18 protein-coding genes are annotated in these 20,341 nt (G+C 41.5%); 13 read left to right on the top strand and 5 right to left on the bottom strand.

Annotated features, from left to right (window positions below):
- Positions 1 to 9: 9 nt before the first annotated feature.
- From AC04Q6_RS07640 to AC04Q6_RS07615, 6 genes are all read left to right on the top strand, one after another.
- The gene (locus AC04Q6_RS07640) at positions 10 to 993 is read left to right on the top strand and encodes an ABC transporter ATP-binding protein (protein WP_119248346.1); all 984 of its coding nucleotides are present in this window, start codon (positions 10 to 12) and stop codon (positions 991 to 993) included.
- On the top strand, positions 990 to 1,946 hold the full coding sequence (locus tag AC04Q6_RS07635; protein ID WP_119248347.1) for an ABC transporter ATP-binding protein: 957 nt from the start codon (positions 990 to 992) through the stop codon (positions 1,944 to 1,946). The genes AC04Q6_RS07640 and AC04Q6_RS07635 overlap by 4 nt, the downstream gene beginning before the upstream one ends.
- A 64-nt stretch (positions 1,947 to 2,010) precedes the next feature.
- Entirely contained in the window at positions 2,011 to 3,555 is a 1,545-nt protein-coding gene (locus tag AC04Q6_RS07630; protein ID WP_476389609.1) for an ABC transporter substrate-binding protein, read from the top strand.
- A gap of 31 nt (positions 3,556 to 3,586) precedes the next feature.
- Positions 3,587 to 4,516: a ketopantoate reductase family protein gene (locus AC04Q6_RS07625; RefSeq protein WP_119248349.1), complete on the top strand. Its 930-nt coding sequence runs from the start codon at positions 3,587 to 3,589 to the stop codon at positions 4,514 to 4,516.
- Positions 4,517 to 4,534: 18 nt separating this feature from the next.
- The gene (ilvD, locus tag AC04Q6_RS07620) at positions 4,535 to 6,193 is read left to right on the top strand and encodes a dihydroxy-acid dehydratase (RefSeq protein ID WP_119248350.1); all 1,659 of its coding nucleotides are present in this window, start codon (positions 4,535 to 4,537) and stop codon (positions 6,191 to 6,193) included.
- Positions 6,194 to 6,358: 165 nt separating this feature from the next.
- Complete coding sequence (locus tag AC04Q6_RS07615) at positions 6,359 to 6,511, top strand: hypothetical protein (protein ID WP_187306468.1); 153 nt, start codon at positions 6,359 to 6,361, stop codon at positions 6,509 to 6,511.
- Positions 6,512 to 6,581: 70 nt separating this feature from the next.
- On the opposite strand, the gene AC04Q6_RS07610 is transcribed toward AC04Q6_RS07615, so the two are convergent.
- From AC04Q6_RS07610 to AC04Q6_RS07590, 5 genes are all read right to left on the bottom strand, one after another.
- Positions 6,582 to 7,469, bottom strand: coding sequence for a cold-shock protein (locus AC04Q6_RS07610; protein WP_119248351.1), 888 nt, complete (start codon positions 7,467 to 7,469; stop codon positions 6,582 to 6,584).
- Positions 7,470 to 7,540: 71 nt separating this feature from the next.
- The gene (locus tag AC04Q6_RS07605) at positions 7,541 to 8,905 is read right to left on the bottom strand and encodes a VirD4-like conjugal transfer protein, CD1115 family (protein WP_476389608.1); all 1,365 of its coding nucleotides are present in this window, start codon (positions 8,903 to 8,905) and stop codon (positions 7,541 to 7,543) included.
- Positions 8,898 to 9,548 (bottom strand): ClpP family protease, encoded by a 651-nt coding sequence (locus AC04Q6_RS07600; protein ID WP_173772414.1) that lies wholly within the window; start codon positions 9,546 to 9,548, stop codon positions 8,898 to 8,900. Before AC04Q6_RS07600 ends, AC04Q6_RS07605 begins: the two co-directional genes overlap by 8 nt.
- A gap of 68 nt (positions 9,549 to 9,616) precedes the next feature.
- Positions 9,617 to 10,165: a hypothetical protein gene (locus AC04Q6_RS07595; protein ID WP_476389607.1), complete on the bottom strand. Its 549-nt coding sequence runs from the start codon at positions 10,163 to 10,165 to the stop codon at positions 9,617 to 9,619.
- Positions 10,128 to 10,487, bottom strand: a complete 360-nt coding sequence (locus AC04Q6_RS07590) for a hypothetical protein (protein WP_476389606.1) — start codon at positions 10,485 to 10,487, stop codon at positions 10,128 to 10,130. The genes AC04Q6_RS07595 and AC04Q6_RS07590 overlap by 38 nt, the downstream gene beginning before the upstream one ends.
- Positions 10,488 to 11,783: 1,296 nt before the next feature.
- On the opposite strand from AC04Q6_RS07590, the gene AC04Q6_RS07585 reads away from it, so the two are divergent.
- The 7 genes from AC04Q6_RS07585 (at position 11,784) to AC04Q6_RS07555 (ending at position 20,328) form a co-directional block, all read left to right on the top strand.
- Positions 11,784 to 13,712 carry an AAA family ATPase gene (locus tag AC04Q6_RS07585; RefSeq protein ID WP_476389605.1) on the top strand — a complete coding sequence of 643 codons (1,929 nt, stop codon included), beginning with the start codon at positions 11,784 to 11,786 and terminating at the stop codon, positions 13,710 to 13,712.
- A 19-nt stretch (positions 13,713 to 13,731) separates the two neighbouring features.
- Positions 13,732 to 14,793, top strand: coding sequence for a 5-methylcytosine restriction system specificity protein McrC (locus AC04Q6_RS07580; RefSeq protein WP_476389604.1), 1,062 nt, complete (start codon positions 13,732 to 13,734; stop codon positions 14,791 to 14,793).
- Entirely contained in the window at positions 14,790 to 15,080 is a 291-nt protein-coding gene (locus AC04Q6_RS07575; protein ID WP_476389603.1) for a hypothetical protein, read from the top strand. The genes AC04Q6_RS07580 and AC04Q6_RS07575 overlap by 4 nt, the downstream gene beginning before the upstream one ends.
- Positions 15,073 to 16,275, top strand: a complete 1,203-nt coding sequence (locus AC04Q6_RS07570) for a DnaB-like helicase C-terminal domain-containing protein (protein ID WP_476389602.1) — start codon at positions 15,073 to 15,075, stop codon at positions 16,273 to 16,275. The genes AC04Q6_RS07575 and AC04Q6_RS07570 overlap by 8 nt, the downstream gene beginning before the upstream one ends.
- A gap of 39 nt (positions 16,276 to 16,314) precedes the next feature.
- On the top strand, positions 16,315 to 17,409 hold the full coding sequence (locus tag AC04Q6_RS07565) for a hypothetical protein (protein ID WP_178703597.1): 1,095 nt from the start codon (positions 16,315 to 16,317) through the stop codon (positions 17,407 to 17,409).
- A gap of 117 nt (positions 17,410 to 17,526) precedes the next feature.
- Positions 17,527 to 18,768, top strand: a complete 1,242-nt coding sequence (gene codB / locus AC04Q6_RS07560; protein WP_118071526.1) for a cytosine permease — start codon at positions 17,527 to 17,529, stop codon at positions 18,766 to 18,768.
- Between the two features lie 138 nt (positions 18,769 to 18,906).
- Complete coding sequence (locus AC04Q6_RS07555; RefSeq protein ID WP_118071525.1) at positions 18,907 to 20,328, top strand: GGDEF domain-containing protein; 1,422 nt, start codon at positions 18,907 to 18,909, stop codon at positions 20,326 to 20,328.
- Positions 20,329 to 20,341 lie beyond the last annotated feature (13 nt).

The raw sequence follows: 20,341 nt of genomic DNA, 5'->3' as shown, positions 1-20,341 counted from the left end.
AGAGGAAGAATGGAAAAAAAACTTTTGGAAATAAAGGATTTATTTGTAGAATACAGCACTATGGAAGGGCAGGTGTATGCAGTAAATGGTGTGGACATCAGCCTTGATGAGGGCGAAACTCTTGGCCTGGTAGGTGAGACTGGTGCAGGAAAAACAACAACGGCACTGAGTGTCATGGGACTTCTTCCTAATCATATTGGCAAAGTAACAAATGGAGAAATTTTCCTGGATGGTGTGGATGTATTACATGCAAAGCCAGAAGATATGAGACTCCTGAGAGGTGCGGCGGTTTCCATGATTTTTCAGGATCCGATGTCCAGTTTGAATCCGGTTTTGACAATCGGAAGTCAGATCCGTGAAATTCTGGAGCTGCATAATACAGAAAATCTGGATAAGAAGCAGTTAGAGCAGAAAGTTGATGAGATCATGAAAATGGTTGGAATTCCTCCGGAGAGAAAACATGAATATCCGCATCAGTTTTCTGGAGGAATGAAACAGAGGATCGTTATTGCTATCGCACTGGCCTGCCGTCCAAAATTAATCCTGGCAGATGAGCCGACGACCGCACTGGATGTAACGATACAGGCACAGGTTCTGACAATGATGTTAGATCTGCAAAAACAGATTAATACGGCTATGGTTATTATTACCCATGATCTTGGGATTATTGCTCAGACATGTCAGAAAGTGGCAGTAATGTATGGAGGAATGATCGTAGAATTTGGTACAGTGGAACATATTTTTGACAGCGGAAACAGACATCCTTATACCCAGGGATTGTTTGATTCCATTCCAAAATTGGATGAAGAGACAGATCGTCTGATTCCTATTGAAGGACAGATTGCAGATCCTACAGTAAAAAGAACATGCTGTCCGTTTAAAGAAAGATGTAAGTTCTGTACAGAACGTTGTGATACACTGCCGATGATGAATGAAGTTGAGGATGGACATTTTATTCGTTGTCACTTATTTGAAGGGAGGGAGAACGCATGAGCAGCACCACTTCAAACTGTATTGAACTGCAGCATCTGAAAAAATATTTTAATACTAAAAAAGGACAGCTACATGCAGTAGACGACATCAACATAAAAATTGAAAAAGGAACAACATTGGGAGTGGTTGGAGAATCAGGTTGTGGAAAGTCTACTTTGGGACGAACAACTCTGAAACTGCTGGAACCTACAGAAGGAAAAATATTATTTGAAGGTCAGGATATTACAGGGTATTCTGAGAAAAAGATGATTGCTATGAGAAAACATATGCAGCTTATTTTCCAGGACCCATATTCTTCACTGAATCCCCGTCAGACCATTGCAGATATTGTTGCAGAGCCATTTAAAATATTTAAGACATACAAAAATAAAAATGAAATGTATGACAGAGTGGACGAACTTCTGGAAACTGTAGGTCTGGCAAAAATGTATGCGTACAGTTATCCTCATGAACTGGATGGAGGAAGAAGACAGAGAGCGGGAATTGCAAGAGCAATCGCTATGAATCCGGAATTTATTGTTTGCGATGAACCTGTATCAGCACTGGATGTTTCAATACAGGCACAGATTCTGAATCTTCTTATGGATCTGCAGGAAGCAAAGAAACTTACATATATGTTCATTACACATGATCTCAGTGTTGTAAAACATATCAGTACAAACATTATGGTTATGTATCTTGGTCAGTGTGTGGAATATGCATCATCCAGTGAACTTTTCAAAAATCCGGTGCATCCTTACACACAGGCTTTGCTGAATGCGGTACCGATTCCAAGTTTGCATGGAAGAAAACTGTCACAATCATTGATTGCAGGTGAACTGACAAGTCCTATTGATCCACCAAAAGGATGCAGATTTGCCGCAAGATGTCCTTATGCGACAGATAAATGCAGAAAAGAGGATGTTCCGTTGAAAGAAATCAGTCCAGGCCATATGGTTGCATGCATCCTATAAAATTCAATTAAATTACAGAACAGATGGTAAAAATCTGCCGGATAATGAGAAAGGAAAAGAAAGAATGAAGAAAAAATATTTATCTATCATATTAGCAATGGCAGCAGCAACAACTATGTTTACGGGAAGTGCTTTAAATGTAAATGCAAAATCTGGAGATAGTTCAGAAATCCATGTAGTACGCGCTACTATAACAAGCTTTGATCCATGGGAAGGCTATGATAATTTTAATATTTATTATCAGTTATATGATCAGCTGGTAAGTGTAGATGAAAATGGAGATATTCAGCCGGATCTTGCAGAATCCTGGGAAGTCAGTGATGATGGAACAGAATATACTTTTAAATTACGCCAGGATGTAAAATTTACAAATGGAGATCCAATGACAGCAGAAGATGTTGCATGGTCTATCAATCAGGCAATCGCTTCTCCTAATATTTCAGCACTTACAACTGCGTGGAAGAGTGCAGAGGTGGTAGATGATTACACTGTAAAGATTACTCTGGATTATGGATATACTTATTTTTTACAGATGTTGTCTACTTCTGCAGGAAGTATTTGTAATAAAGATGTTGTAGAAGCAGCAGGTGGATCTTTTTCTAATGGAATTGAAGGTGCAGGAACCGGAGCATATAAAATTAAAGAATTTGTAAGCGGTTCACATCTGACATTAGAAGCAAATCAGGATTATTATAAAACACCAGCTGATTTTGAAACAGTTGTTATGGACGTAATAACTGATCCAAGTACAGCTTCGATTTCTCTTCAGTCAGGTGATGTGGACTACAATGATCTGATTAACTTTACAGATGTAGAAGGATTAAAGGCAACAGAAGGAATTGATCTTATTGAACAGGATGAAATGCGTACCGTATATCTGATGTGTAATCTCAGTGACCAGAATGGGGATTCACCGATTGCAAATGAGAAGGTAAGAGAAGCGATTTCTTATGCGGTAAATAGACAGGATCTGAAAGATTATGTCTATGAAGGTGCCGGATGCCTGATGTCTTCCCTGAACTATTCTACGTGGCCGGGTTATGATGATGAACCACAGATTGAAAGAAATCTGGAAAAGGCAAAACAGCTTATGGAAGAGGCAGGATATGGAGATGGGTGTAATTTATCTCTGATATACAATACAGAATATCTGTCAACATTTCCGGATGTAGCAGTACTTGTTCAGAATCAGTTGGCGGAGATTGGGATTAATCTGGAAATTAATCCATGTAATGCATTTGCACTGACGGATCAGGTAATGGCTGGAACTTATGGAGATCTTTTCTTAAATGCCAATGGCTGTTTCAATGATCCTCTTAGCTGGTACGATTATCTTATGAGCAGTGAAGCTCTTCAGTCAACAAACTTTTCATACTGGTCTTCTGATACAGTTGATGATTTGATCGTTAAGGGACGTACATCAAAATCAGATGAGGAAGTTGCGGCAGTTCTTGATGATCTGAGGGAAGAATTATGGAAAGAATGGCCGGTTATTCCGCTTTGCTCTTCCGGTATGAGATATGCGGCTTATGATTCTACAACACTTACCGGATGTAGAGTTGACTTTGATTTTGATTATGAATTGTATAACTGGAAAAAGGTAAACTGATCAGAGTATTAGTAAAAGAAGGTAAAATCTTATGAAAGTTATTATTATTGGGGCCGGAGCAATGGGCGGTCTTTATGGGGCATTTCTAAGTAAAAAAAATCAGGTGATCATGGTAGATACTTTTCAGAAGGTTGTTGACAAAATTAACAATCAGGGAATTACTGTGAGAGAACAGAATGGGGAAGAAAAAGTTTTTAAGAATAATATTTCTGCATGTGTTTCCGGAGAATGTGATGAAAGGGCAGATCTGGTAATCATGTTTGTGAAATCCATATATCTTGAAAATGCTCTGGAACAGAATAAGAATCTTTTTCATGATGATACTGTGGTTCTGACACTTCAGAATGGAGCCGGAAATGACAGAAAGATTGAGCGTTATGTGAGGAAAGAAAATGTTATTATTGGAACCAGTAAGCATAATGCCGTATCAGAAGAATGTGCGGTTATAAGGCATACAGGAAGTGGTGCTACCACTATTGGAAGTAATCATCATGCAGATAAGACATTGGAATGGCTGGGAGAAATGTTAAGAGAATGTTCTTTGGAAACGGTGATTTCGGATGATATCCAGCGTATTATATGGGATAAATTATTTGTTAATCTTTCAATTAATGCATTCACTGCTATCACACAGACACCCATTGGGTATATGATCAAAGATAAGTATGCCTGGGATTTTGCAAAAAGACTGATTTATGAAGCCGTGGAAGTAGCGGAAGAAGATGGTACATATTTTGACAGACGGCAGGTTCTGGAGTCAGTGAGACAAACTTGTATGAGAATCACTGATGGATATTCTTCTATGTACCAGGATCGCAGAAGAAAAATGAAAACAGAGATTGATGTGATTAATGGAGCAATTGTTGAGCAGGCAAAATTATATGGCGTTCCTGTTCCCTATAATTCTCTGATTGTCGATCTGGTTCATGCAATTGAAGGGGCGTATGAATATTATGGATAAGAGTAAGAGGATCAGGTTATGAATAGTGATATTATGAAATCCGGAGTGGAACGTGCACCTCAGAGATCTTTGCTCTATGCCGCAGGATTTACAGAGGAAGAAATCCGGAAACCATTGATTGGAGTAATTTCCGCACATAGTGAGATCATTCCGGGACATGTACACCTGAACCGACTGGCAGAAGCTGTAAAAGCGGGAATATATGCGGCCGGAGGAACACCGGTCGTAGTTCCTGCGATTGGAGTCTGTGATGGCCTTGTAATGGGACATAAAGGAATGCATTACTCGCTGGCATCCAGAGAGCTGATTGCAGATTCGGTGGAAACTCTGGCAGCAGCACATTGTTTTGACGGCATGGTGTTGATTCCTAATTGTGATAAGATCGTGCCGGGAATGGTTATGGCTGCGATGCGTCTGAATATCCCTGCAATTGTATGTTCAGGAGGCCCGATGTATGCCGGAAAGGTAGAAGACAGAAAAGTCAGTCTTTCTCAGATGTTTGAAGCTGTAGGCACTTTTAAGGCCGGAAAGATTAATGAAGAAAAGCTGAAAGAATGGGAATGCGGAAGCTGCCCATCCTGCGGTTCCTGTGCGGGAATGTTTACCGCAAATTCCATGAATTGTCTCTGTGAAGCACTGGGACTTGCTCTTCCTGGAAACGGAACAATTCCGGCGCCTGCATCGGCGAGGATACAATTTGCAAAATACAGTGGCATGAAAATTATGGAACTGGTGAAACAGGAAATTCGGCCGCATGATATTGTAACAGAGAAGGCATTAAGAAATGCAATAACTGTAGATATGGCACTGGGATGTTCCACAAACAGTTCGCTTCATATCCCCGCAATTGCTTATGAGGCAGGTATAAAACTGGATTTGAGAGTATTTAACGAGATCAGTGAAAAAACTCCGAATCTGTGTCACCTGGCACCTGCCGGCGAGTATTATATGGAGGAACTGAATGAAGCTGGAGGAATTTCCGCAGTTATGAAGGAACTGGCGGATGAGGGTCTGCTGAACGCAGAGGTATTAACGGTTACCGGAAAAACACTGGGAGAAAATATTTCTTCTGCTGTGAATAAAAATCCGGAAGTAATCAGAACAATACCGAATGCATATTCCAGTACCGGAGGCCTGGCTTTTCTTTTTGGAAATATTGCCAAGAATGGATGTGTGGTAAAACGAAGTGCTGTAGCGCCTGAAATGCTGGTTCATACATGTGTTGCCAAAGTATTTGACGGAGAGGATGCAGCGGTAAAGGCGATTTATGATGGAGAAATAAAAAGTGGGGATATTGTTATCATTCGTTATGAAGGTCCAAAGGGAGGACCTGGAATGCGGGAGATGCTGGTTCCGACATCCGCACTTGCTGGAATGAAGCTGGACAGAGATGTAGCTCTGCTTACAGATGGAAGATTTTCTGGAGCATCCAGAGGTGCTTCTATCGGACATGTATCTCCAGAAGCAGCCGCCGGAGGAGAAATCGGATTGCTGGAAGAAGGGGATCTGATTGACATTGATATGATCCATTACAGAATCAATGCCAGAGTTACAGAGGAAGAATTTAAAGAGAGAAGAAAAAAACAGAAAATGCCGGAATCCTGGGTAAAAGGAGGATGGTTGAAACGTTATCAGAAGCTGGTATCATCTGCGGATGAAGGTGCTGTTCTGAAATGAAGAAACAAGGGCGTTAGCGGTCGAAAAAACAATCGTAAAAAAATACGATTGTTTTTTCGACTGTTTTTGAATATAATAATATAACAATTCTTAGGAATTGATGACTGTGAGAAAATACAATAATGCTTTCATATATTAAAAACATGATATAAAGGAGAACAAAAGATGGAAGAATGTGTTACACCAGATGAAGAGGAAGATCAGAAACGTATAATTCGGGAAATGAAGGACATGTTGCATTGGGATGAAGAAGAGGATGAAAGACGCTTAAAGGGACTTCTTGAGGAAGAGAAAATGCAAGATTCCTTAACCGATTAAGATGAATTGATGAATCAAAGATAAGTCCCCTGCGGGATTGCGACAAAGCGCAGTACGCAGGGGTTTTGCTTTATTTGGTAACTGGAAGTTTCTCAAATGCATCAACCGGAAGAAGGTAGCGCATATTACAGTTTCCTTTGTAGGCTGGTGAGTTTGGGTATTCTCCCAGGGGTACGTATTTGTTTCCGTATTTGTATCCGGATTCGATCAGCTGCTGGAGTTTGTCCAGGGTCATGGTATATACGTCGGTTCTGAGATTATCTTTATCTACGAAGATGATTTCATAATGGGACAGATCGATACCGGAACGGCAGGCGAATTCGATCATCAGGAAACAGAGTTCTTTGTTGAAGAGAAAGCTTGGACAGCCATAGGCTGGAACATGAATTGTACGACGGAATTTTGATTTATCCGGATTCTCATACGTCATATAGCTGTCTTTTCCGGAAATGGTGTTGTTAAAGAGAGAGTTTGTACGAAGCGTTGCCTGCATCAGTTTATCTTCCGTATAAATTGCACAGTCAGGATGTCCGATCATCCAGGGATTATCGGAGTTTCGGTCGCATCGGAAAGGCATTTCTGAGTCGTAGAAGTGAAGCTGACAGGAGGTGCCAATCTTGCTGGAAATTGCATTACAGATTGCCTGTTTGAGTTCTTTATTTGCCTGCTTCGATTCTTCATCCGTTTTATGCTGGTAGTAACTTGTCATAGGCCTGGAAACAGATTCGTTTAACTGAACGGAAACGGCATATTCGCAGATTTTTCCGTTTTTGTTGATGCTGTTACCTTTTCTGATATCAAAGGTAACGGTATCTCCAAGACGGAGAGAATGACAGCCAGGATCACCGGTAGAGAAATTGATGTCACCATGTTCATGTTCCGGGTCTTCACATAATGAAATGTATCCAAAACCATGTTCTTTGTTTAAGTATTTAACTTTTCCTGTATATTTATCCATAATAAAATTCTCCTTTTGGTTTGTATTATTTTGAAGTGTGTAGTGTAATTTTTATTTTGATTCTTTGCAGATCAGTATACCACATCTGCCAGTTCAGAGTCTTTTGTGGAAGTTTCCTTTGGATGGATAGCCGGAGCTTTTAAGACCATGTTGTCAGCCGCCGAAGCGGAGACCAGTTCGAGATACAGAGGGTCTTCTTCCAGACTGTATTTCGTAACCTGCTGAGGTTTCTGGCCTCTGACGAAAAGCAGAGCGGCATCAATTGGAAGTGTGAGGATAGTGTCTGCGGTTTTGTTTGCTTTTACGGCGATGTAGCGGGCGGTTTCCACATCCTGTCCGCCAAGGTACAGGCAGGAATCGCAGTTATTGATGATGGTCATGGCACGGTCTTTTCCATACATGGAGTCAAGCTGTGAAAGACTCTGAAGGATAAGGCTTACATAGATTTCTCTGGAGCGGATAACAGAGATGACCTTATCAAAATCAGGGATTACTGCATTGGCTGCGAAGTCATCCATGATAAACCGTACCGGCACCTTAAGTCGTCCATCAGGGGAGCAATCTGCGCTGTCACAAAGCTCATGGAGAGCCTGAGAGTAAAGCAGATTCAGCAGTTTATCGTTGGAACGATCGGTATCGCTTACATTGATGAACAGGGCAATCTTTCGACGTCCCAGGGAACGGAAGTCCACCTGATGTGGATTGGAGAACATTTTGAGCGCTCCTTTTGAGGTATAGGAACTGAGCTTTTCTCCTACGAACATGCGGATGCAGGCGTGGGTTTTGTCGGCAGAATCCGTGCCTTTGTAGAGCTTCCATTTCTGCAGGGCATAGCTTTCCGGAAATGCGTCACCCCATTCGGTTATAAGAGTTTTGAACATGGATTTTGCCATAAATTCCTGGATCTCTGCCACTGAGCCAAGGTGCTTTTCGTTCTCAGGGAGAGCTTCCATGACATAGGCGATCAGTGTTGCCATGAACATTCTTGCCGAATAATCCCAGAACGGATCTTTGTCACATTCGATAGGGCAGAGATATTCAGCAAGCATTTCGATGTCCTGTGTATTGTAAGGATAGGACTGGTCTGTGTAACGCTCTATGAAGGAGAGAGGGTTATATCCCATGGGAGACTGATCCATTTTTGCAAAGTTAAGGTTCCAGACTTCATAACCTTCTTTCTTCAGATGTGGGGACAGCCTTCGGGAAAGAGTATTTTTTGTGTCTACGATGACCATACTTTCGTTGGAATGGAGGATATTGGGTATTACATATCCTCTGGTTTTTCCGGCGCCGCTGACGCCGATTATCAGGTCATTGTTGTTGAGGCCTGTCTGCCAGGTATTGTTGTTTATGTAGCGGCCCTGTGCCAGGATGCGGTGATTGTCGTTCAGAGTAGTGCTTACCGGTTTCTTAAGATTTGTAGTTTTATTAGTCATTGTTCTGATCTCCTTTTTCTTCTGATGATTTTGTTGTGGATTTTGTTTCTGCCGTTTGAATGATCGTGTCGGCCAGGCCGTAATCGACTGCTTCTGAGGCAGTAAACCAGGTATCCTGCGCTGTTTTTTCGTAGATTTCCTCCAGTGTTTTGCCGGTGTGCCGGGCCAGAAGTTCTCCAAGGATCTGTCTGGTTTCCATGAGAGAATCTATTTTTGTGTGCAGAAGCGTTGCGCTTCCGGTCAGCCCCTGGCCTGCAATCAGAGGATCGTGGATCATTATTTTTGAATGGGGAAAAATCTCTCTGGTGTCACCGGCCGTGAACAGCAGTGCTCCGAAGCTGGCAGCAGTTCCCATACACACAGTGCGTATCGGACAGGGTATGGTCTGCATGATGTCATAGAGAGCCAGTCCGTCAGCGACAGATCCTCCGGGACTGTTTATATAAAGAGTGATTTCTGCTTCCGGGTCCTGGGCTGCAAGGTACTGGAGCTGCAGGATCAGGCTGCCGGCAGAGTCTGCGTCTATTTCTCCGAGGCAGTAGATTTCCCTTTGAGAGAGAAGGTCGTCCAGTACAGAGAGATGGAAATAGCCGTCGCTAGTTTCTTTGATGATCTGTGGCATATTGTAAGGGTTCATTTTCATAGTGATATTCCTTTCTTTTGATGAGTTTAAGTTGTTACAAGTCTTCACCCGCTAACCCCGCAGGGGTTTTATCTGATTTTGTTGAAATCTTTTTTTATCAGTGCGGCATATACCTGTGCCATAGGATAGATGAAGAGTGCATAAAGGCCCTGTTCAAAATATGCCCGGTCAAAATCTCCACAGGCATAGTATTCCAGGATGGCGGCATCCTGGCCATAGCCGCTATGGGACTGCTCCAGTCTGTTGTAAAGGTTTTTTGTTGGAGTGATTTTTGTCAGAGACATACTTTTCAGGCACTCAAAGTAGTCATAGAATGTGGTATTGTTCAGAAACAGGCAGAATGAATATCCAAGTTCTGAAGGAATCATGGCAGGAGGAGTATTTGCCATATTGTAACAGTAGAATTTGGCCTTGTATTCCTTGGAGTTTTCTATACGTTGTATCCGTTCATGAAGAGGGATTCCCTCTTTGTTGCCATAGACGATATGGGTAGAACGGCAATGATTTACATATCTCCAGGCAGACTTCTGAAGCAGATCTTCTGGTGTATGGATTGAGCCATGAAATGGATCACCAGGGTCATAAGAAGATATCCAGAAATGGCTGATAGACAGCATTCAGAAGTTGCTTCCGAATGATCGCTTCGTCTCCTGTTGTAATACGTGCGGACGGCGACATTCCTGTCTGCTTTGCAACAAACTGAAATGCCATTCCTGTTGAGATTTCCGGAAAATTCCACTTTTGTTTGTGATTGGTAAATTCTTCCATTACAGAGACATATTCTTTCGGATGGCAGAACATGAAATCCGAAAATGGCATCAGGACAATCTTTTCTATGATGTTGCAGATCGCCAGAGGTTCTGTTGTATGAGCGTTGCGGATATTCTTTTTTCGCTGTTTGAGTGGAGTTTGTGTCAGAGTTATAGTTTTGTTGTTCATAGAGTTTCTCCTTTTTTTATTTTTGTTGGATGTTTTTTGGGGTTGAGGTTTCATGTGTTGCGTACCATACCATATGCAGACAGCGAGAAACTGTTTTTTACAGAAGACTTTTACAACATCATCACTTTGTATCACATATAGGAGTTATGGAAAATTATGAAGTACAATAAATAAAATCAATAATCAAGAAAGGGATTTGATATGTATTGATTTTCAGTTCCTGTTGTCTGCATATGGTGTGGTACGCTTTATTCAGTTTTTTATTATCATTGTTTCTCCCGACAGAGCAGCTGCGCTGCGATTTAGCTTTTTGTGTTTTCTGTTCTGTTGGGATTTTTGTTGTAAAAGGGCAATGCAATGCCACAGCAGCAGGGACCGACGTGTCCGACTTCTTCACATACTGCGGATACCAATATCTGTACAGACAGCTTTTACCTGTGAGTTAAAGTGAGCGAAAGCGGGCCGAAGTGCCCTTTTTTGTTGAAAGAGAAAATTTAATGAAAAATCAAACACATTGTTTTATTTTTGTTGTTCAGGATTTTCACTGTCTGTATATGATAATTTTGCAGGTACATCTCTATTGGATCATTGCATTACCTGTTTTACATTCTGTCTCCCGTCCGAGCAGCCTGGCTGCGTTAACTTTTTTGTTGGGAGTTTTGTTGTAATTCTGTTGTAATGCAATGTGGCCGCAGCCGGAACCGGTCCGCCTTTTTTCTGTTGGCTTTTTTGTTGGTTCTGTTGGAAACGCAGATGCCGGTAGTATATTTTCACCTCCTTGAAGCGGCAGGCGGTCAATGCATTATTAAGATTTACATTTTATCTCCCGTTAAGCAGCTCTGCTGCTTTTGATGGTTTCATGTTTTATTTTGTTGGAGATTTTTGCGTAAAGAATAATCAAATAAGTAAAATTTACATATTGAAACATATACGATATGAAATATGCAATAAAATATATGGAATAGATTTGAAAAATTAAAGAAAAAGCGGATATTTACGACCATGCATCGAATTTTACAGATGTTATTGAATCATTAATTATTACAATTTATTCATTAAATAATTGATATTAAATCATTGTAAACAAAAAATATAAACACATATTTTCTATAATATATAAATTAAAAACAACATTTTAACCGAATCAACTGCAAAGCAGTTATTCGGTTATGAGCAAGTAGCGAATGCGGATTGCGAATATCCGCTTGACTGGAAATATATCCGAAATAATTGCAATCGAAAATGAACAAATATATAATGGATGAAAAAGCACAGAAATGGAGAAAACAGGCATAGATGTATAAAGAAGTACTGGATTATATCCGTGATCTTGGGAAAGAGAGAGCTTTGCCAGAGAAGGACAGACAAAAAGAAAGACAGGAAGAAGTCTGCGAATGTATGAATATGATCGCAGATGAAATATGCAGGATATATGGAAGCTATGGATTTACCTGGAACAGAGATGGTGATAAAAAACTTTTTGGTGCTGACTATCAATATGTTGCGAGATATTTAACTGCGGATATGAATGCAGCATCACCTGATCCCGAGATAAGTATTGGAATTTACGGGGAAAGAAGTCCTGAGAAGAAAGCTCGTTATTGTATCAGCATAGGCATAACGGATGGTATTTTACACGATTCGCTGACAAAGGATAATGAAAATACATTAAAGGACAAGAAAAAAAGAAGAGAAAAATATTACAGTTTTCTAAATGTTAAATGGAAAAAAGATTTAGATCTTTGTTACCTGTATAAAAATTTATATGGTGGAAAAGTAATGTCAGATCCGGAAACCATATTTGTTCATAATGATAAGGATGAAGAACTTAAAAATGATGAACAAAAGAATATAAGTAGAATTGCAAATAAAAGAGTAGAGTCTGCAAAAAATGATGGAAAAGATATAGAACTTTGTTATCTGGTGGAATCCGAAACAGAAGATGGAAAAATCAGGACAGAAGGACAGTTGAAAAGAGAAGTAATAAATGGTGTAGGCAGCTTGCTTGCATATTACAGATATGTTCAAAATTATCCGGATAACGAAAAAGATATTCAGCCGTTAAAAACAACAAAAAATATGATTCTTTATGGACCTCCTGGAACAGGAAAGACATATACAACCGCTGCATATGCAATGTCGGTTTGTGATAGATTTTATACGTTGGATGTATTGAAAGAATTGGATCACAGCAAGATCATGGAAAGATACCATGAACTGGAACAGGAAGGAAGAATTGGCTTTACCACTTTTCATCAGTCTTACGGATATGAGGATTTCATAGAGGGAATCCGTCCGGTGCTGGATAAAGAACAAAAGGATGGACAGAACCAGTCTGAGGAACAAAAGCCGGAAAAATCGGATAATCTGGAATACACCATGGAAGCGGGCGTATTCAAAGCATTTTGCGAGAAAGCAAAAGAAGAAAGTGAAAAACCATACGTCTTCATTATTGATGAGATCAACAGGGGAAATATTTCCCGTATTTTCGGCGAGCTGATCACACTGATCGAGGAATCCAAAAGAAAGGGAGAAGCGGATGAGAGAAGTGTTATCCTTCCATATTCCGGGCTTCCGTTCAGTGTTCCTTCCAACGTATATATCATCGGAACGATGAATACGGCAGACCGCTCTATTGCACTTCTGGACACTGCATTACGCAGACGTTTTTCCTTTGTGGAGATGATGCCGGATACAGAGGTATTGAAGGATATAAAGATAGAAGTGCCGAAAATGCCGGATGCAGTTGATAAGAAAGCGGGCAATGCATCCACAGCTGGTGAGAAAACAGGCAATGCAGCAGGCGATGAAGGGAAAATCATCATAGATGTACAGAAACTTCTGGAAATCATCAATCAGAGGATAGAGGTTCTGTATGACCGTGAGCATACCATCGGACATGCTTATTTCTGCGGCCTTAAGGAGAATGCAACTCTGGATGGATTAAAAAATATTTTCAAAAAATCTGTACTTCCGCTGCTTCAGGAATATTTCTTTGATGATTACGAGAAGATCGCAATGGTGCTGGGTGATAATCAGAAAAGGAACCGCAATTACAAATTTATAGTAGAAGACAACGGAAAAGATATACATACCTTATTTGGAAAAGAACTGGAAACGGATATGCTAGATATGCTTCAGCATAAGAGATACATGATCAATGAGAAGGCTTTTGACTATGCAGAAAGTTATATCCAGATCTATGAACCATCCCGGAAGAATTGATGACAGAGCGTGAAACGTTATGAAAAAACGAGTAAAAACTGTAAAAGAATATGACGAGATCTGCAGTGAAAAAGCAGAAGGATATGTTTTTCTTCCGGAGAAAGATATGGATTGTCTGGTAGAATATGTGCAGACTCTGGGAAAAACTCTGAAAAAAGATGAGAAAGCTCCGGCAACGATCCAGTATAAATACAGTTATGAAAAAAAGTGTTCCATCCCGGTTGTCAAAATCCAGAAGTATGTAGGAGAGCTGGAACTGAAAAGCGGACTGCGGCTTCAGATTCTGCCAAAGATTTATTTTGGCGGCAGTGAGGATCGGACGAAACAGATCTATCTGGAGATGCTTAAGAGCACCTACAGGTTAACGGAAAAAGCGATGAACCAGATTTCTCTTGGAATGGCGGATATGGAACTGTTTGAGGCTTATATCCGGATGTATCTTGATGAGGCACAGATGCTGGTGAAACGGGGACTTCGTTCTGCATATGAAGAAAAAACGGATAACCTCAGATGCTTTCGCGGAAAGCTCCAGGTGTCAGGCCATATCCGTCGAAATATCGCACATAAAGAGAGATTCTATGTGACGTATGAGGAATTTACAAAGAACCGGCCAGAGAACCGACTGATAAAAACTACGTTAAAGAAACTGCAGAAAGTTACCACAGATGGGAAGAATAAACAGGATGCAAGAGAACTTCTTCTGTTTTTTGACGGGATACAGGAATCCGTGGATTACCGCCAGGATTTTGCACAGATAAGGATCGACCGGAATTCCAGAGAATATGAGAAGATCATGAAGTGGACAGAAGTGATCTTACAGGGAAACAGCTTCCTCAATTTTTCAGATGGGATCAAGAGCAGATCCATATTATTTGCCATGGACGAAGTTTTTGAGAATTATGTGGCATGTCAGATAAAAAAATATTTCAGAGAAAACTGGGAGGTATCTTCCCAGGATAAAAATTATTATCTGTTTGAAAAACCACGGGATTTTCAGCTGAGACCGGATATTGTAATGAAAAAGGGGAAGGAAACAGAACTGTTATCCTTGATACAAAATGGAAAAGCCTTCCTGATATGAAAAACGAAGGATGGAGTGCCTTCAATAAAAAAGCCAGAAATGATATTTATCAGATGGTTACATATGCAAGCCGTTATGAGGCAGAGGAGATCTGGCTTCTCTATCCGAAAGCAAAGTATTCATACCAGTATGAAGGAATCAGGGACCGTTTTGAAACAAAAATTTATGGTCATACACTGGTGATCCATCTGTTTTTTATTGATCTGGAAAATATGGAAGAGTCTATGAAACGTTTATCTCAGGGACTTGAAGACAAAATGGCCGGGGAGGTGAAGAAGTATGAGTGAACAGGCATCCGGAAATTTTATTTCTGTTTCAGAGAGACTGAAACGGTTTAAACCGGCCAGTGGAAGAAGAACTGTAAAGCATTATCCTACCGGGATCAAAAAGCTGGATCAGATGCTTGGCGGCGGACTTTATGCAGGACTTACTTTTCTCGGCGCAAGACCAGGAATGGGAAAGAGTACCTTTGCGCTGCAGATCGCTTCAGAAATTGCGGCAGCCGGTTCGCCGGTACTGTTTTACTCCCTGGAGATGCCATCTGTCCGTATGGAGGCAAAAATATTAAACCGTGCCATTCATATGCGGTATCCGAACAGCTCCCTGACCGCGGACTGGTTTCTCAGAGAAGAAAACAATACAGGGAAACAGAAAGACTGGAAACTGGTAGAAAAGGTGGGAAAAGAGATCAGCGGCAGTTTTGACAAGATGTACATAAAAGAGCGTAAAAAGCTTTCTGTTTCGGGCCGGGATATCGTTCAGGATGTGGAAATGTTCATGAACGAAAAGAAAGAAAAACCGGTGGTTTTTGTAGATTACCTGCAGATCCTTTCTTCCTGCACAGGAAACAGAAACGCTACAGAGCGGCAGAAAAATGATGAAAATATCAATGAGCTCAGCGGCCTTTCCAACAAGTATGACCTAGCGGTTTTTGTGATCAGTTCCCTGAACAGAGAGTCTTACCGGGAGGAACAGAGATCTCTGAGAATGGATTCTTTTAAGGAGACGGGAGGAATCGAGTACTCTGCAAGCGTGATCCTGGGACTTCAGCCAAGAAATATCCGACAGCCTAAATTTAATTATGAACAGGAAATATCGAAAGAGATCCGGGAGCAGGAGATTGTTTTTCTGAAACAGAGATATGGTATATCCGGGATGAAGGCGAATGTGAGTGTGGATTTCCATGCTGCGAAGGACCTTTACACAGAAAAAGGAGCATTCGGGAAAAAATCAGCTCAAAATGTTTCACGTGAAACAAAAACGGATAAGAAAAATACGGAGAATGCAAATGCTTTACCGAAAAAGAGCGGGAGTGCTTCAGAAAACACAACATTGCAGGATGTAAAAGCCAATGCAGATTCACTGAAAAATACAGAAACACAAGCCCTGGAAGCAGAACGCCCACAAACTCAAAATGCAAATCTGGAATATCCGGATGATCCGAGAGCACGTCTGGAGGAAGAATTTCGAAGTCTTTTGTAATATTCCGGGAACCGCAACAGAAGAGAGGAAAGAATAACCATGAAAATACCTGATAATATTTACATGAACATATGCAAAGTATTTCAGGAACTATATAAAAATAAATTTGTACCGAATGAACTGAATATCGCCGAGGTAGGCAGCCGCGGAAAAAATATGACATGCAGATACCGCATTACCGTTCCGGAAGAAATGGAGAGCGTGACATTTTCCTACTATGACGCGGTTGTTTATGATGCGGTCTACACCCTGTACAGAGCAAACTGTTCCAAATTTGCATTGACAGATTTACTTCGGGTAATGTCCGGAGACGAGAAGGTACGTTTTTACAGCACAAAAGGCAGGATACAGAAAAGAGAGCAGAGGCTTCGGGATTCCCTGGAAAAACTTCGGAATACTACCATCGCCATTGACTACAGTGAAGAGGTACAGATGCGGGAGCTGAAAGATGACAAAGGGAAGCCACTGGAAGGTTTTGTGGCAGATTATCTGCTTCCTGTAGCAGTGGAAAAAAACGGGAAAGCATACTGGTTTCTGGAAGGCAGAGAGCTCCCGGTCTATAAATATGCGGAAGATATCGGACAGATGATCTGTGTGTTCCGGGAACTGCTTGATCCGGCAGCTCTCCTTAAAACAATGTTTCCGGATCAGGAATTTCAGGACAGTGAAGAAGGGAAAAAACTTCTGGAGAATGTAAAGTTTTCAAGTACAGATGAGATGATACTCCTGAAAAGGATCCTGATCCAGCGTCTTGAGATCATGAGAAATTCCAGAAACAATGCAGACGGCCGGCGAATTCGCTACTATGCCATGAAAGCAGATGAGGGAATCCTGCCCATGGCAGATATCCGCAGAGAAAATTTTGAGCAGGATATCCGGTTTGTCAGCGACAGGGGAAAAGTACGGTTCGAGAGCCGGGGCTGGAAGAATAAAGTACATGCGGTAAACAAAAAACTGTGTGCGATCCTGGATATCTACAAAAAATGCGGTTATGTGACAGAATATGAGCTTTTACGAAATGAACCGAGATCTCTGGTGAGAGGGTTGGAGATCCTGGGAGAGATCAAAAAGGTTGAAATCAGAAAAAACCGGGAAACGGAAACATCTGCGGAAAAAACTGCAGAACAGAAATGATTTGTGATATAATCTCCACAGCAAACAAAAGAAAGGAGAAGGGAAAGGGCGGAGTGTGTAAGGGAAAACACTCCGGAGAGTAACTGACAACAGTATAAGATAAACGAAGGAGAAAAAATGAGCGAAAAAACAAAACCCCAGGTAACTGCGGCAGATGACGATTATTCCATGGAAGCAGTGCCGGAAAGTGCGAGAAAAGGGTTCCGCAGCATGTTTTTTGTAATGCTGGGATTTACTTTCTTTTCCGCAAGTATGAGTGTCGGCGCGAAACTTGGAAACGGACTGGATCTGAACGGGTTTGCGGCAGCCTGCGTCATTGGTGGCGTGATCCTGTCCGCATACTGCGGAATTCTCGCGTATATCGGCTCTGATACAGGAATGAGCATGGATCTTCTGTGCAGAAGAGCTTTTGGAAAAAAAGGTTCTTATCTTTCCTCACTGGTACTTGGCCTCACACAGATCGGATGGTTTGGTGTCGGTGTTGCCATGTTTTCCATTCCAACTGCAGAATTACTGGGAATCAATAAATGGGTTCTGACGATCGTGGCAGGTCTTCTGATGACCATTACTGCAGCAACAGGAATGAAAGCGCTGGAGATTGTAAGTACGATTTCCGTACCGCTGATTGTGATCCTGGGGGTATATTCCATGGTAACAGCGGCAGCAGACGGCGGTGGCCTGGCGGCAGTATTTAATCAGTCTGCAGGATCAATTACTTTATTTACCGGTGTGGGATATGTAATCGGGTCTTTTATTTCCGGTGGTACGGCAACCCCGAATTTTATCCGTTTTGCGAAGAATAATAAAGTTGCCGTATGGACAACCGTGATCGCATTTTTCCTTGGAAATACCCTGATGTTCTGTTTCGGAGCTATCGGCGGCGCGTTTACAGGAAAAGATGATATCTTTTATGTTATGATTGCACAGGGCCTTGCGATTCCGGCAATTATCGTGCTGGGAGCCAATATCTGGACAACCAACAACAATGCACTGTACACCGGCGGTCTTGCAATCTCGAACATCACCAATGCAAGAATGAAGATCGCTACCTGTATTTCCGGTGTGATCGGTACAGCACTTGCGATCTGGTTATACTATAACTTCACAGGATGGCTGAATATCCTCAACTGTGCCCTGCCACCTATCGGCATCACAGTAATTCTGGACTTCTTCCTCCGACGTGACAAATATAAAGAAAAAAATGTACCGCTGCAGACAGCCAACTGGTTTAATCTGGCAGGTGTTGTGGCGGGTGCGGTAGCTGCCAACCTGATCCATGCAGGAATTGCGGCAGTAAATGCCATGGTAGTGGCAGCAGTGTTCTATCTGATCGGATTTGCGGCAACAAAACAGAAATAATCCTCAAAAACAGGCGAATGTATCTTTTTGAAAACATCTATTTAAATGTAAACATGCACTATAGTAACAACGTAGATACTATAGTGCATGTTTTTTTGCTGCTCTGCATTCAACGCAGAGCAGCAGTCAGGAGCAGAAATGCAGAAAATAAAATACGATAAAGTACGACAATTGGATAAAATCGTATTCCTTGCGCTGGGGCTTATTCTGGTAGCTTTGGTTATTCAGATGGCGATTCTGAACTGGATCAATAACAGGAATATATCGAAAATGTCAGAGGTATTGCTGGATCGTGTAGTCAACGTGATTGAGAAGAATGAACAAGACGAGAAGGATATGATAGCTTCTCTGAAAGAGGACTATATTGTGCGTGCCAAGGCAGTGGCCTATATTATCAATGCGAATCCGGAAGCAGAGAAAGATGTGGACGAACTGAAAAAGATCGCCAAACTTATGGCAGTAGATGAGATTCATCTGCTTGATGCTACTGGAAAGATCTACAGTGGAACCATACCGGAATATTACGGATACAGTTTTGATTCCGGAGAGCAGATGGAATATTTCAAACCAATGCTGGAAGATAAAACTCTTACCATGTGTCAGGATGTCACGCCGAATACCTCCGAGGGAAAAAAGATCATGTATGCCATTACCTGGGATGAAACCGGTACCCGTATGATCCAGGTTGGGATTGAACCGGTGCGGCTTCTGAATGAGGTGAAGCAGAATGAAATGTCTTCTGTTGTAACAAATATGCCGGTATACGAGGGAATCCGTATTTTTGTGGCAGATAAAGAATCCGGAAAGATTTATGGAGCGACAGATTCTTCTGATATCGGGAAAAAACTGGATGATATCGGCATAACAAAAAAGGGTGATGAGGAAGGTAAAATATTCACTGGTATCAATGAGATCGATGGTGAAAATTATCGCTGTTCTTTTTATATCACAGGAGATTATGCGGTGGGAGTTGCCTGCTCCAATTCTTCCAATGCGGAAAGTAATGCCATTGCGCTGCTGATCGTCGGGATTTATCTTACGCTGGCAGCAGTGGGAATTATTTATATGTATGTAAAGGTTAACAAGGCAAAAATCGATGAACTGACCGGCTGTTTGAATCGAAGAGCCTACAAGGATGACCTGAGCGGAATCTCTCTTGCATCGGAGTTTGTTTATGCAGCTCTGGATGTAAACGGGCTAAAAGGTGTGAATGATACATTGGGGCATAACGCAGGTGATGAGCTGATCCACGGTGCGGCGGAATGCATGAAGCAGTGTTTTGGAAGCTATGGAAAGGTTTATCGGATTGGCGGAGATGAATTTGTCAGTATCATTTTTGTAGATGAAAGTGAACTCAAAAAAATAAGAGAAGACTTTGACGAAGTGATAAGCCACTGGTCAGGGGCAATGGTCAATAAAATATCCATATCCTGCGGATATGTTTACAGCAGGGAAAAGAACTGGGAATCTTTCGAAGAAATTGCCAGTGAAGCAGACATTCGAATGTATGAAGCAAAAGAAAAATATTATAGCGTAGAAGGCAGAGACAGAAGAAAATAAAAATACCGGCAGG

Source organism: Blautia sp. HA9023 (assembly GCF_056504095.1).
Note: the sequence above shows the minus strand (reverse complement) of the source record. Positions and strands in the feature narration are given on the sequence as shown.

Coding starts and splice junctions, on each gene's coding strand:
- AC04Q6_RS07630 (WP_476389609.1), top strand. CDS start 2,011: ATGAAGAAAAAATATTTATCTATCATATTAGCAATGGCAGCAGCAACA.
- AC04Q6_RS07615 (WP_187306468.1), top strand. CDS start 6,359: ATGGAAGAATGTGTTACACCAGATGAAGAGGAAGATCAGAAACGTATA.
- AC04Q6_RS07600 (WP_173772414.1), bottom strand. CDS start 9,548: ATGAAAATGAACCCTTACAATATGCCACAGATCATCAAAGAAACTAGC.
- AC04Q6_RS07570 (WP_476389602.1), top strand. CDS start 15,073: ATGAGTGAACAGGCATCCGGAAATTTTATTTCTGTTTCAGAGAGACTG.
- codB (WP_118071526.1), top strand. CDS start 17,527: ATGAGCGAAAAAACAAAACCCCAGGTAACTGCGGCAGATGACGATTAT.
- AC04Q6_RS07595 (WP_476389607.1), bottom strand. CDS start 10,165: ATGCTGTCTATCAGCCATTTCTGGATATCTTCTTATGACCCTGGTGAT.
- AC04Q6_RS07555 (WP_118071525.1), top strand. CDS start 18,907: ATGCAGAAAATAAAATACGATAAAGTACGACAATTGGATAAAATCGTA.
- AC04Q6_RS07590 (WP_476389606.1), bottom strand. CDS start 10,487: ATGAACAACAAAACTATAACTCTGACACAAACTCCACTCAAACAGCGA.
- AC04Q6_RS07640 (WP_119248346.1), top strand. CDS start 10: ATGGAAAAAAAACTTTTGGAAATAAAGGATTTATTTGTAGAATACAGC.
- AC04Q6_RS07575 (WP_476389603.1), top strand. CDS start 14,790: ATGAAAAACGAAGGATGGAGTGCCTTCAATAAAAAAGCCAGAAATGAT.
- AC04Q6_RS07625 (WP_119248349.1), top strand. CDS start 3,587: ATGAAAGTTATTATTATTGGGGCCGGAGCAATGGGCGGTCTTTATGGG.
- AC04Q6_RS07635 (WP_119248347.1), top strand. CDS start 990: ATGAGCAGCACCACTTCAAACTGTATTGAACTGCAGCATCTGAAAAAA.
- AC04Q6_RS07565 (WP_178703597.1), top strand. CDS start 16,315: ATGAAAATACCTGATAATATTTACATGAACATATGCAAAGTATTTCAG.
- AC04Q6_RS07585 (WP_476389605.1), top strand. CDS start 11,784: ATGTATAAAGAAGTACTGGATTATATCCGTGATCTTGGGAAAGAGAGA.
- ilvD (WP_119248350.1), top strand. CDS start 4,535: ATGAATAGTGATATTATGAAATCCGGAGTGGAACGTGCACCTCAGAGA.
- AC04Q6_RS07580 (WP_476389604.1), top strand. CDS start 13,732: ATGAAAAAACGAGTAAAAACTGTAAAAGAATATGACGAGATCTGCAGT.
- AC04Q6_RS07605 (WP_476389608.1), bottom strand. CDS start 8,905: ATGACTAATAAAACTACAAATCTTAAGAAACCGGTAAGCACTACTCTG.
- AC04Q6_RS07610 (WP_119248351.1), bottom strand. CDS start 7,469: ATGGATAAATATACAGGAAAAGTTAAATACTTAAACAAAGAACATGGT.